11 protein-coding genes are annotated in these 13,563 nt (G+C 36.0%); 4 read left to right on the top strand and 7 right to left on the bottom strand.

Annotated features, from left to right (window positions below; translation table 11 throughout):
• Positions 1–50 precede the first annotated feature (50 nt).
• Positions 51–491, top strand: coding sequence for a YtoQ family protein (locus M3225_RS20580; protein WP_251396702.1), 441 nt, complete (start codon positions 51–53; stop codon positions 489–491).
• Positions 492–647: 156 nt separating this feature from the next.
• Here M3225_RS20580 and M3225_RS20575 read toward each other — a convergent pair whose 3' ends face one another.
• Genes M3225_RS20575 through M3225_RS20565 form a run of 3 tightly spaced genes read right to left on the bottom strand, consistent with a single transcriptional unit; the run spans position 648 to position 4,551 of the window.
• The gene (locus M3225_RS20575) at positions 648–1,859 is read right to left on the bottom strand and encodes a Ger(x)C family spore germination protein (RefSeq protein ID WP_251396700.1); all 1,212 of its coding nucleotides are present in this window, start codon (positions 1,857–1,859) and stop codon (positions 648–650) included.
• Positions 1,843–2,967 (bottom strand): spore germination protein, encoded by a 1,125-nt coding sequence (locus M3225_RS20570; RefSeq protein WP_251396698.1) that lies wholly within the window; start codon positions 2,965–2,967, stop codon positions 1,843–1,845. The genes M3225_RS20575 and M3225_RS20570 overlap by 17 nt, the downstream gene beginning before the upstream one ends.
• Positions 2,968–2,973: 6 nt before the next feature.
• Entirely contained in the window at positions 2,974–4,551 is a 1,578-nt protein-coding gene (locus M3225_RS20565) for a spore germination protein (protein ID WP_251396696.1), read from the bottom strand.
• Between the two features lie 509 nt (positions 4,552–5,060).
• Here M3225_RS20565 and M3225_RS20560 point away from each other — a divergent pair.
• Positions 5,061–6,680: an ABC-F family ATP-binding cassette domain-containing protein gene (locus M3225_RS20560; protein ID WP_251396694.1), complete on the top strand. Its 1,620-nt coding sequence runs from the start codon at positions 5,061–5,063 to the stop codon at positions 6,678–6,680.
• A gap of 36 nt (positions 6,681–6,716) precedes the next feature.
• Here the strand turns inward: M3225_RS20560 and M3225_RS20555 are convergent, their stop codons facing one another.
• From M3225_RS20555 to M3225_RS20545, 3 genes are all read right to left on the bottom strand, one after another.
• The gene (locus M3225_RS20555) at positions 6,717–7,601 is read right to left on the bottom strand and encodes a DMT family transporter (RefSeq protein ID WP_251396692.1); all 885 of its coding nucleotides are present in this window, start codon (positions 7,599–7,601) and stop codon (positions 6,717–6,719) included.
• Positions 7,602–7,665: 64 nt separating this feature from the next.
• A complete protein-coding gene (locus M3225_RS20550) occupies positions 7,666–8,382 on the bottom strand; it encodes a helix-turn-helix transcriptional regulator (protein WP_251396690.1) in 717 nt (238 codons plus the stop codon).
• Positions 8,383–8,409: 27 nt separating this feature from the next.
• Positions 8,410–9,039, bottom strand: a complete 630-nt coding sequence (locus M3225_RS20545) for an alpha/beta family hydrolase (protein WP_251396688.1) — start codon at positions 9,037–9,039, stop codon at positions 8,410–8,412.
• A gap of 346 nt (positions 9,040–9,385) precedes the next feature.
• Between M3225_RS20545 and M3225_RS20540 the strand changes: the two genes are divergently transcribed.
• Positions 9,386–10,024, top strand: coding sequence for a hypothetical protein (locus M3225_RS20540; protein ID WP_251396686.1), 639 nt, complete (start codon positions 9,386–9,388; stop codon positions 10,022–10,024).
• Between the two features lie 461 nt (positions 10,025–10,485).
• Here the strand turns inward: M3225_RS20540 and ftsW are convergent, their stop codons facing one another.
• Positions 10,486–11,679, bottom strand: coding sequence for a putative lipid II flippase FtsW (gene ftsW, locus M3225_RS20535; protein WP_251396684.1), 1,194 nt, complete (start codon positions 11,677–11,679; stop codon positions 10,486–10,488).
• A gap of 880 nt (positions 11,680–12,559) precedes the next feature.
• Here ftsW and corA point away from each other — a divergent pair.
• A complete protein-coding gene (gene corA / locus M3225_RS20530; RefSeq protein ID WP_251396682.1) occupies positions 12,560–13,519 on the top strand; it encodes a magnesium/cobalt transporter CorA in 960 nt (319 codons plus the stop codon).
• The last annotated feature ends 44 nt before the right edge of the window (positions 13,520–13,563 follow it).

Below are 13,563 nucleotides of genomic sequence, written 5' to 3'. Positions count from 1 at the left end.
GATAAAATAAAACAAATATTAACTATCAGTTAGAGGAGGACTTTTACATAATGAACTTAACTGTATACCTTGCCGGGCAAATTCACGATAACTGGCGAGACGAAATTAAAAACCAAGCGGAGCAATTAAACCTTCCCCTTACGTTTGTTGGTCCGATGGCAGACCATGACCGCTCCGACAACATTGGAGAAGAAATTTTAGGAAAACAGCCTAACGCTGTTTTAAAAGATGAAGCTGCTTCCCAAATTAATAATTTACGTACGCAGGTGCTGCTGAAAAAATCTGATGTGGTCATTGCTTTATTTGGCGAAAAATACAAGCAGTGGAACAGCGCAATGGATGCTGCGACAGCCATTTCATTAGATAAACCGCTAATTTTGGTTCGCCCTGAAAAACTGCACCACCCGCTTAAAGAACTGTCAAACAAAGCGCAAGTTGTAGTCGAAACGCCGGAACAGGCTCTTCAAGCGCTTGCTTATATTTTTGAATAACAAATAAGAGCTGCCGGTTCTGGACAGCTCTTATTTACCATTTCTCCTCGAAGTTTCGTACTGAATATAGGGGGAATATTTTTTAGCCAGCTCTAAGGTTATCCTTTGGGCTTTTTTATTTCTGAGATCAAAACAAGCAAAGCTAAACTTAGATACTCACTTTTTTGATCCTGACGTTCCATAATCTTTAATTATTAATTTCACATCATAGTTAATCGGTACTTCACTAAACGTTTGATCCCAATTGTCTTTGACCCTCATCCATACCCTAGGCCTCTTAATTCTCAATTGATTTCCGAATCCGGCCACATCGACTTTATATTCTTTTTGCATTTTTTCTACTGTGTTTCTTACGAGATGCTTCACTTTTTTTTCTGAAGTTTTTTGCGCCTTCTGTAAAAATTGGTTTTTTAAAGGGTTTCCGGAGACCACCCAATTTTCAGACAGCCGTCCCTCTGATTCAATATGTACATCAAAAGAGATATTATTTCCTCTAACATGAGGTTCAATATGACTTTTCATAGATTCTATTTCATATACGATCAGCTGACTGGTCTTTTTATCAAAGGTTTTCACTAGCCCTCCTTTCCCTTTTCCTGTGATCCAAGTCAGACCATCTAGTTCTTCTTCATTCAAAAAACCAATCATTTTGTTTGTTTTCCCTTTAATTATGGCAGCACCAGCAAATTTGATTTCTCCATTTGCTGATAATACATTTTGCAACAGAAAACTAGACCCTGATTGAATCTTGCTCGCTAATTTAATAAGCGGCATAGGCGGTAAAATTCGTGTTGTTCGATATGTATTGTCTATCATTCCATACAGATGAAAAGCTGGGATCTCTCCTGCTGTTTTTGATTCTAATGTGTCGCTGGCTCTCCCTTTACTAATAAACACAAGACAACTAGGTCTAAAATCATTGTTACGAAGATTTTGATCCACTAATTGTTCTAAACTGTACGCCCGTGCAAGGGCCCCGCTGATAACCATCACTTTCATATGAGGACTGGTTAAAGGAGTGTCACTGCTCAAAGACAATTCACGAAGCATTTGGAAAGGAGAATCTCCTGTTCCAGACACATTTACGTAAGGTTTCGGTTGGGAACCTCCTTGTTTAGTGGCTGAACTTGCCACCTGGGGAGTGATCAGTTGGTAGGTTGAAGTAATTAGGTTCTTTTTGGGATACCCTTCTCCTTGCTCATCCAATTCTTTTTCAATTATGGACTCCTTAGCTTTATCAAATGCCATACCTACCCCTAAACTTTGCTCTTCAATTTCATGACTGCTCCAACAACTTGTTAGAGGCAAGAGCAAAAGAACAGAAAGCAAAACCATTAAGAACTGTACATGATTATACGTTTGTTTCATACTTTACTCCCTTTACTTTTGAAATGATGAGAAGAAGCAGCGGCAAAGCGCCAAATAAAACCAAGGCAACATTGCCAATCATATCTCCTAGTTTAAACACATCATTGATAGTTTTAGGAATCATGGAAATAAGATAAATAATGGGAAGTAAACCATACATAAATAGACGAATATCCTTCTGGAAAAGTTGTGATAGGCCTAAAGAAGCGCTATAGTGACCGATATTAAAGCAAGTAAACATCTGCATAATCCATACTACGAGCAACAAGGAATCAAATCGTTCAAAGATTAACCCAGTTAGCTCAAAACTTCGTATGAGATCAAGGGTTGGCCATGTTCTCGTGACGACTCCATCCACTGATAACGCTCCGATAACCATCACGACTGCAATGACATAAAGGCACAAAGGAATCATAACGCCAACCAGCACAGCTTTTACTGCTTTGTGCGGCTCTTTCATAAATGCCAGTATTAGCAGCATAATTTCAGGACCTGTGAATGCGAGAGCGGTTGTCTTTACCCCTTTCAGTACAGGGATGATGCCCTCCCCTAGTACCGGGCGCAGATTATCTATTTCAAATATTTTGATACTCATAAACGCTACTAACAAGAAAAGAATAACTGTGATAGGTAATATAATGTCGAACAGACGAGCAATTGGATTTATCCCCCCTCTGATTAGATAGAGACTTGCCCACATAAAGGGCATAATAATAGCCCATTTAGGGGTTCCTTCCAACAATAGATATCCTGTTACTTCTGCCAATGCACGGGCATGAAAACCACCAAGTACTAAAAAATAACCCGTAACGAAGAAACCAAATAGCTTTCCTATCCATTTCCCCACAATTTCTTGACTGTATTGATAAAAGGTTTTTTCAGGAAACCGTTGACTTAATTTCACCATGATTACTCCCGCTATCATGGCGATTATCCCACCTAAAATAACACTTAACCAAATATCAGGTGTTTTCACTTTTTCTGCAGCTGCCCGTGGCAAACTGAGAATCCCTGTTCCAAGTATAAAATTGATAACAACCACAGATGCTTGAGATGTGGTGATACGATCGTTTGAATTGATCATTACCCATGGTTCACTTCCTTTCATCGTAAGCTACCCTTTTCGTAAAGGATCTTTGGTATGCATCATCTTTGGACGTCGTTTCATCATCATAAGAGGCATACGGACCATCAAGTCTTTCCATTCGCTTAAACGATAAGGGACAGCAGGACTCATATAAGGTACGCCAAAACTTTTTAGTTTCACCAAATGACTCATCATGAAAAGGAAAAATAAAATAACGCCATATAGCCCAAGAATGGAAGCACAAAGCATGGCCACAAAGCGAAGAATACGCAATGTAATCCCTACACTGTACTGAGGAATGGCAAACGATGAAATTGCAGTTAACGCCACTATAATTACCAAAATGGGGCTAACGATCCCTGCCTGAACAGCAGCTTCTCCAATGATTAACCCACCGACAATCCCCATTGCAGGACCAATTGGCTTTGGTAACCGGAGTCCGGCTTCCCTCAAAATTTCAATAGCTACTTCCATAAATAGCGCTTCGATAAGAGCTGGAAAGGGAACCCCAGATCTCGTTCCTATAATAGAAATAGCTAACTTAGTCGGAATTAGCCCTGGATGAAACGAGATAAAAGCAATATACAAAGCCGGGGTAAAAAGAGAAAGAACTACTGCAATATAACGAAGGAAACGAATGAACGTGCCAGGAATCCACCTTTCATAATAATCTTCGGGTGACTGTAACATCATGCTGAATGTAACCGGAGCAATCAAAGCAAAAGGGGTTCCATCTAATAAAATTGCTACTCGCCCTTCCATCAAAGCAGCAATTACACGGTCAGGACGCTCGGTGTTCTGTACCTGAGGAAAAGGACTAAGATAATTATCTTCAATAAGTTGTTCGACATAACCTGATTCTGGAACATTATCAACATCAATTTTCTTAATCCGTTTTTCTACCTCTTTTACTAATTGTGGATCAACGACCTCTTTTATGTAAGCGACAACAAGGTCTTTTTTAGAACGCTTTCCTACTTGGAATTTCACTAGCGACAAATTCTCAATATCCCCATTTCCTCTTAAAAGAGATGTGTTATCACTTAAAGATTCAGTGAAGCCTACCCGTGGACCTCTCACTAAGGCTTCTGATACCGGCTCTTCAATCGTCCTTGTTTTTACTTTAGTTGTACCAAGAATTAATGCACGTGATAACCCGTCAATCAAAAGCGCAGTAGAGCCTGTTAAGACTTTTGATGTTAAATCTTTAATAGAATGAACCTCTTCTACATCACTGATTGATAATACTTGGCTTTTAATAAATTGCTTTGAAAGGTTTTCTTTTACATATGGCTGTCCCTGTTGGTATTCTGCTGAAAAATCAGCCATCAATGATGCCAAAATATGTTTATCAATAAGATCTTTATCTGATAGTCCCTCTACAAAAATAATAGCTGCCTGAATATCGGTACGTCCTATAATAAAATCCCTAAAATGAACATCTGAGTTATGACCAATTTCTTTTCTAAGTACTTCTAGATTTAAAGTGAAATCATCAGTAAAATGATTAGTTGAATCTTGAGGTACAGATTCCTGTTTGTTTTGCTTTTCGTTAGTATGGTTTCCTAGTTGTCTAATTTTGGATTTCCATTTCTTCACTTTCATCACTCTTCCTCTGAGTTGCGAATCCCACTAAATAATTTGTAAATTATATATGGGATGACAAACACCATAAACGATTGTATAAAAACTGGCCATTCTGGAAGGTAGGAAATAATTGATTTCCACATACTAATCACCCTGTTTATGTCTATATAAAAGCGTTCCTAGAAATAAGTAACCATAAAATATCGTTATTAACTCCATGGAAAATTCTTTTATTTACCAGGTAGTATTATTCTTCTTTTTGTTTCTTATACAAAGGAATACTGCATATATGTGAAAAAGAATATAAAATTGACAATTGCTCTATGCCTGAATATACTGGTTTGTCACTCAATGTTTTGGTGAATGCTAGAACAATCAAGTTTTACCGCTCAAAAAATCCCGTAAATGGTTGACGAGTGCCTAAAGTGTCGGTTACACTTTATGTTTAAAATATTGTATTCATATCGCTCTTATATAAAAAGAATGGTATAATTTTATAGATATTGAATTTGGAGGACTGCTCATACATGATTACAGTTAGTAATGTAAGTTTACGATTTGGCGACCGAAAGTTATTTGAAGATGTGAATATTAAGTTCACGCCTGGTAACTGTTATGGATTAATCGGCGCAAACGGTGCTGGAAAATCAACGTTTTTAAAAATTTTATCTGGTGAAATTGAATCTCAGACTGGTGATGTACATATGGGCCCTGGCGAACGCCTTGCTGTCTTAAAACAGAACCACTTCGAATATGAAGATCAAGAAGTTATGAAAACCGTTATTATGGGGCACGCTCGCCTTTATGAAGTGATGCAAGAAAAAGATGCTATTTATATGAAAGCAGACTTCACAGATGAAGACGGAATGAAAGCAGCTGAGCTTGAAGGTGAATTTGCTGAATTAAACGGTTGGGAAGCAGAATCGGAAGCAGCTATTCTTTTAAAAGGATTAGGTATTTCTGAAGATCTTCACACAAAAAAATTGGCTGAACTAACAGGTAGTGAAAAAGTAAAAGTGCTTCTTGCACAAGCGTTATTCGGAAAACCTGATGTATTACTTTTAGATGAGCCTACGAATAACTTGGATATTCAAGCAATTCAATGGTTAGAAGAGTTCTTAATTAACTTTGAAAACACAGTCATTGTTGTATCGCATGACCGTCACTTCTTAAATAAAGTATGTACGCACATTGCTGATCTTGACTTCAGTAAAATCCAAATCTACGTTGGTAACTATGATTTCTGGTATGAATCAAGTCAATTAGCACAAAAAATGGCGTCAGATGCTAATAAGAAAAAAGAAGAAAAAATTAAAGAGCTACAAAACTTTATCGCTCGTTTCAGCGCAAATGCATCGAAATCAAAACAAGCAACGTCTCGTAAAAAATTGCTTGATAAAATTTCATTAGATGACATCCGCCCTTCTTCTCGTCGTTATCCATACGTAAACTTCACGCCGGAACGTGAAATTGGAAATGACGTACTTCGCGTTGAAGGTCTAACAAAAACAATTGATGGCGTAAAAGTACTTGATAACGTAAGCTTTATTATGAATAAAGATGACAAAATTGCTCTTGTAGGCCGCAATGAACTTGCAAATTCCACATTAATGAAGATTTTAATGGGCGAAATGGAAGCAGACAGCGGTACGTACAAATGGGGTGTGACAACGTCTCAGTCATTCTTCCCTAAAGATAACTCCGAGTACTTTGAAAACGGAGACTTGACCTTAGTAGACTGGCTGCGTCAGTATTCACCTAATGACCAAAGCGAAAGCTTCTTACGCGGTTTCTTAGGTAGAATGCTATTCTCTGGTGAAGAAGTATTGAAAAAAGCAAACGTTCTTTCCGGAGGAGAAAAAGTTCGCTGTATGCTTTCTAAAATGATGCTAAGCGGTTCAAACGTTCTTTTACTAGACGATCCTACGAATCACCTTGACTTAGAATCAATCACGGCACTAAACAATGGACTTATCAGCTATAAAGGTTCAATGATTTTCACATCTCATGACCATCAGTTCGTTGAAACGATTGCAAATCGTGTGATTGAAATTACGCCAAATGGAGTAATTGACAAACAAACAACGTATGATGAATATTTAGAAGACAGCGACCTTCAAAAACAAGTAGCTAGCATGTACGCTTAATAAAAAACCCCCTTTCTTTAAAGAAAGGGGGTTTTTTTATATATGCACCTCTCGATTTAGCGATGACTTCGGAGAATACGTTAAAAAAGCTAAGCTAGCAAACACTAGTGCTGCTCCGCATATGTTCACCAAAGTCAGGGATTCCCCCAGCAAAAATACGCCAAGTAAAAAAGCGGTAACGGGCTCTGCTAACGATAAAGTCACGGCGGTAGACGCATGCACCGACTTAAGCGCTGTAGAAAATAATACATAAGCGAGAGCCGTAGTAAGTATTCCTAAGTGAAGAGCGATGCCTATTCCATTTAAAGAGACTAGCCAGCTCATATCGTACATAAACCAGCATGGAATCAGTAAAACAGCGGCTGCTGTGAACACAAGAGAAGCCCCCACTTGCGGATCAACATGCTGAACAATACTTTTATTAACAGTGGTGTAGCAAGCGAAAGAAGCTCCTGCTCCTATCGCCATACCCAAACCTATCACATCGATTTGACTATCTTCTTTTAACAATAAACAGCAGCACCCTATAATACCAGTACACGTAGCGATCATCCATTTTTTAGTAGGTTTCTTGCGGTACGCTATGTAATCTAACACTCCTGACAAAACTGGCGCACTGCCAATTGCCACCATTGTTCCTACTGCAACACCCGTTTTGATAACGGCTGAAAAAAATAACGGCTGATAAGCGGCCATACTTGCTGCAGCAACCGCGAGAGGTAGAATAGGAAGACGTCTTAAGTCCACTTTCTTTTTTTGAATAAGACAAGCGGCAAGAAGCGACAGTCCCCCTACAGCTAAACGCATGGCTCCAATCGCCACAGAATGCGCTTCAGCAGATGCTAAGGCTTGGGCAGTTCCTGTAGTTCCCCATAGTACAGCGGCACATAAAATAAGTATTTTTGATAATGAAGTATTCATAGTTCCATCTCCTTTCTTTTATCATAGCTAAAAGAAAGAAAAAAGTTTTTCCGCTTTTATGATGTTACTTGTCTGTTTTTAAGATACTTCGATATTGAGTAGGTGAGATTCCTTCTTGTTTTGCAAACCATTTAGTGAATGAAGACAAGCTGTGATAACCGACTTCATGCGCAATATAAGTTACCGAGTAGCTTGTCTCTTTTAACAATTCTTTTGCCTTATTTAAACGTATAAGTGCTACATAACTTTGAGGCGAATAACCCGTTTTTTGTTTAAACCAAGTAGAAAAATATGCAGGATGATAATTTTCCAGCTTAGCAAGACTTTCTATATTTAGCTCTTGATTAAAGTTAGCATGAAGGTAGTCGATGGATTTAAACGTTTGTTCTTTTGGTAAATAATGCTGAACGTAACGGACTAAATCTTCAAGAGCCCCCCTTTCAGTGCTTTTTTGAAGCTGATCAAGTAAAAGGTAGCGAATTGCCTGCCATGTTGAATCCCATTGAATAAAGGCTGCTTTTTGAGAAAGATGCGCACTTTCTGTAAATTTCAAAGGAATATCAATAACTAAACATTCATTTATATTTTTGGCTTGATACGTATGCAGCTGACGAGGAGGAATGTAAAAGCAACCTTCTTGCAGTGTTAAGTGCTGTTCACTTGCTTGAATATTAAGAGCACCTGCTAGCGGAAACAGCAGCTGACTGTAGTTATGATCATGAGTATGAGGTGAATAGCTGTAGGCTCTTTTTTCGCAAATAATTTCACGTAGCGTATCCATTTCGTTCTCCTTTCCTTATTTCCTATCTCACAGAAGTCTTTCTATACCGTTCAAAACGTTTTGCAACGCCTTTAACGATTCCACGGGAGAATACAAAACATCCAATGAATGATCGGCATTTTCAATCACTTCAATATTCATTGTGTTTGTTTTTAATTGGTAAATTGATTCATTGTAATAGTGATCACGACTCCCTATTACAATAAGACCTTTATGAGTGCTTTCTAGTAAACTTTCAAACAGTTCCGATTTGGTTAAAAGCGGAGTCAGCAAAAGCATCGTTGCGCCTTTGTAGGCGTCATCTTTCATAAGCCGCTGAATCAGCGGAATTGTGCCAATCGATTTTCCTGCAAATACTATATTTGTATAGTCAAAGTAAGATAAAACATCTTGCAGAACTAAATCAATGTCTTTCATCATAACGTCTGCAATCTCATCTGTAGACTTTGTCATGAGCTCTTTTGGATATGTATAGTGAATATGAACAACGTCAATTCCGTGTTTTAGCATCAGCATCGTTACATAATACAATAGCGGCTTTTCGTATGTATAGCCCAGGCCTGAAAACATAAAACAAATGCTAGGTCCTCCCGTTTTAATGTGTGTATAGGTAATTGTATGAGTTTGGTTGCTTACACTTTTTTTATCTACGTACATGTCACTCCTCCTTTTTAAATATTCTAACATTTAATTCCGTAAAAAAACCCCATCTTTTTCTTAAAAAAACGAGCGGGTTTCATAGTTTGTTGTTAAGCTATTGTAGAGCGGTTTAATTAACTTTCATTAGGTTCTGATTTTCAAAATATATCATTATAAATTAAATTATGTGGGGCAAAAATGGGGCATCTCTTTCTGCCCTCTTCTCTTGTAGTCATTGATACGGCTTGGAATTATAAAAATCTACGTATTCTCTTTACACAGGCATTTAATAAAATACATGTTTGTTTACTCCTATAGAAGAAAGGCAATATTAATTATAAATAAAAAAGGAGGAATAAACCATATGAACAAAAAAATGTTAACGCTATCTATCTTATTAGCTGGGGCTTTAGCGGCAGGATCTCTGACAGGATGCTCCAGTCAAGATAATTCATCTCAAAATACATCTCAAAATGAAAGCAGCTCCTCTGAAAGTAAATCAAATTTACAACAGTTTTCCAAAGATCCTGACAGTAAACAGGATGAAGATTTTGATTTAGTAGGCACTTTGGACAAAGAAACCAACGATGAGTTAACACTTGTCATTGATGATAAAAGGGTAAAGATACCTAAGAGTAATTCCTTTAAGAAGGAAAAAGATACTCCTAAGGCTATCGATGGGAAACAAGTAAAAGTAGAAGTTAATGCCAAAAATCAAAGTGCTGAAAACTTAGAATTAACAGCTCTAGCAAAAGCTGATTCAGATGGTATCTATGAAAAAGAATCCGATGGAGATCATAGCGTAATTGGTAAGTTAATTAGTGAAACAGACAAAGACCTAACTATAGAAGTTTCTAGTGGTAAAAAGACTTATAAGAAAGCCAAAGATTTTGAGTTAGATAATGATAATGTGTCTGGAGATAGTAAAAATAAAATTGTACGATTAGAAGTAAAAAAGAATGACGAAGTTGAAAGCCTCGAAATAGATCCAGAAGACCAGTGACAAGAAAGGTTTCAGTAACTTACTTCTTTTCATCACTATACATGTTTTACTTTTTTGTTAAACGGGTAAAATTTAAGTAAGATCATGTTAACTCCTTGAGTTAGCATTTTTCCCCTTTTCCAAATTATACGGGTGGATATAGACGCCCCATTAGGCGTCTTTTTTGTGTACAAAAAGACTCTTAACTAAAATAATTTTGTATTGTTGAGAATAAAATGTAGTAGAAAAACAATTCATTATAGCAGCTTTAATATGGATAATATATATTTCTTTACAACTACTTAAAAGGAAATAACTCTTGACTTTAAAATCTAAATGGCATGTAAGAATATAAGGGATACAAAAATGAACTACCATATAATTAAATTAACTTAGCAATATTTCAAATTAAATCAATATAGCTTACATAAATAAAAGGCTCTATTTTGTCAGAGCCTTTTGTTATAGTGTCAATAAAATTCTTAAACACTTTTCAATTTTCCTGGTTCATTCACTTTATTATTTTTGTATTTCTTTTCGTACGTATTAAACATGGATATATTCGCTAATATCCCTACAGCTGCCATAAGTAACGTAAGAGAAGAACCTCCAAAACTTACAAAAGGTAACGTTACACCTGTAATAGGAAGGATTCCTGTTACCGCCCCAAGGTTAACAAATGCTTGAATACCAATCATAACTGAAATACCAATCGCTACTAACGCTCCAAAAGGATCATTACACCTTCTTGATATTTTTAGCCCTTGCAATATAATAAAAAATAATAATCCTAATACAAGGAGTACACCCCAAAAGCCTAGTTCTTCAGCGATAATCGCCATAATGAAATCTGTGTGGGATTCAGGTAAATAGCCCGCTTTTTGAACACTTTGTCCTAATCCCATTCCCGTAAGACCACCACTACCGATAGCTAAGTAAGAATTCACCAGTTGATATCCATCCCCTTGCTGGTTCTCAAAAGGGTGTAGATAACCAGTAAAACGAGCTAAACGAACAGGTGAAAATACTGTATCAATATGTCCGGTTACTAATAAAACCACTAACATAATAAAGATTCCTACTACTCCTAGTAAAGCAATCTTTAGCATTGTTTTCGTCGAAATACCCGAACATAAAACGATAGCTAAAACTGTCCCTAAAATAAGCAGGATACCACCATAATCCGGCTGTAAAGCAATTAAAAAACAAATGAAAAATACTACGAGAACAGGTGGAATAATAGCGCGCTTTAAATCGTTGATATACTCTTGTTTATTCGCAAAAACTGCTGACAAATAAACAATGATGGTTAGTTTCGTAAATTCTAACGGTTGAATTGCTATAGGACCAAGTTTAAACCAGCTTTGCGCATTACCTGCCGTATGTCCAAAAGCTAAGACCAAAATAAGAAGCGTAGTAACAATGCCTAATAAGATTTTCAACACTTTTTTTTCACGATAAATTTTATAAGGAATAAATGCAGCAACACAAAAAAAGATAAATCCTGCTATAAGAGCAAGTTTTTGTTTTTGATAAAAATAATCACCTTCTACGCCATAGCGACTAACCGCTGTTACCATACTAGCACTATAAACCATAACTAAGCCGATGAGGCTTAGAACTACCAAAGCTACAATAAATTTGTAGTCATAACATTTTACAATTTTCTTAAACATAGAAATTCCTCGTTCCTTGCAAGTATAAGAATCTTATTTTTATTAGAAAAAAAAGATTCTTAGTAAATTATATAAAGTAAAAAGAAAACTCAATAATATAATAACAGTTCCCCGCGTTTTGTTCTTTCCTACGATATAATCATTTACACCATGTAGGATAAAAGATATTGAAACAACAAAAATGGCCACATTGTACCAATAATAGCTATCTAGTACCCAAGCTATACTCATACAAATAAGTAATACAATTAAAGTTGTTTTTCGAATTCGATTTTCAGTAAAAATTTGTGCGTACTTCATAAAATTCTCCCATTACAATGTCTTTTAATATATCGACATTCACATTCCATTTTTCAGTCTTCATCTCATCACATTGACTCATTTAAAACTGCGAATTTGCGAGTTTATTACCTTCTTATCTTTCAATAAATTAGGGAATGCATGAGACTTTGTTGTATAATAAGTTGTTTTTCATGTTTTAATTATAATCATTAGGAGAAAGAAAACAATAAATTACTAATCTTTTCTTAGTTTCTTTCTACTCTATTAATCGTTAAACCTATAGATAAAAAGTATTATAAAAAAAGGCTTACCTAGCGTTATTACAGTTAACAGTGAACAATAAGAAGAGGTGATATACCCTTGGGTGACATAAATAATTTCTTTCATTTCTTAATATTAGACATTATCCTAAGTTTCCTCCTCCTTTGTTGCGTTATTTTCACAGATAGATATTTTGGAAGAAATAAAGATACAAATGAAGAAAAAAGGAAAAGGTATCAAAAAAATTTTTTGATCTTGTTAGCAGTGGGTTTAATCGTTTATTTTATGTAAAATAATATACAGTATAGGATCTTTGAGAATTTGGAGGAGCAGTAACATGATTAGAACATTGGCTGTTACACAAGATTTAAATGTAAGACAAGACGTAACTCTTGATCACTTATCTGATCCTTCAATTAAATGGTTCTGGGTAGATTTTGCCTCTCCATCTGAAGAGGAAGGAAAAATATTAGAGACATTTTTTCATTTTCACCCTTTAGCTATTGAAGATTGTTTTCATTTTTTGCAACGACCCAAACTTGATTATTATGAAGGGTACAGCTTTTTAGTTCTTCATTATTTAAACAGTAAAACTTTAGATATTGAAGAATTAGACTTATTTGTGGGGGAAAATTACTTAGTGACGTTTCACTTCAAACCATTGTCAGGTGTCGAAACTGTTTGGCAACGTCTTCTCCAACACCCGAGTGGCTTTAATAAAGGGATATCGTATCTCACTTATGCCGTTTTAGATCAATTAGTAGACGATTACTTTCCAATTGTGTACGAAATTGAAGACCAGCTAAACGAAATTGAAAGTAGAGACGCAAAAAAATCAATTGCCGTACTAATGGATGATGTTTTTGATATTCGAAGTGATTTATTGAAATTGAGAAAAACGATTCTTCCTATGCGGGATTTATTATATCGAATTATTAACTCTGAACGTTTAAATATACCTGCAGATCAAAAAGCTTATTTCAATGATATCTACGATCATTTATTAAAGTTGACAAATATGGTGGAAGCCAATCGAGACATGACATCAGATATGAGAGACAATTATCTTTCCATTAATGCTAACCGGATGAACTCCATTATGATGACCCTAACTATTATCTCATCTATTTTCATTCCCCTTACCTTTGTAGTAGGTTTGTACGGGATGAACTTTGATAATATGCCTGAACTTCACTGGCATTACGGATATTATATTATTTTGGGGATTATGGGATTAATGACTATAGGTATGATTCTTTGGTTTAAAAGGAAAGGCTGGTTTAATGTTAATAAGTAATAAAGTTAATAAACAATTGTATTTTCTCAAAACTCTCCTAACAG

Origin of the sequence: Priestia aryabhattai (genome assembly GCF_023715685.1) — a bacterium.
Classification (GTDB): Bacteria; Bacillota; Bacilli; order Bacillales; family Bacillaceae_H; genus Priestia; species Priestia aryabhattai_B.
The sequence above is the reverse complement of the archived record's forward strand: the minus strand, read 5'-3'. Positions and strand labels throughout refer to the sequence as shown.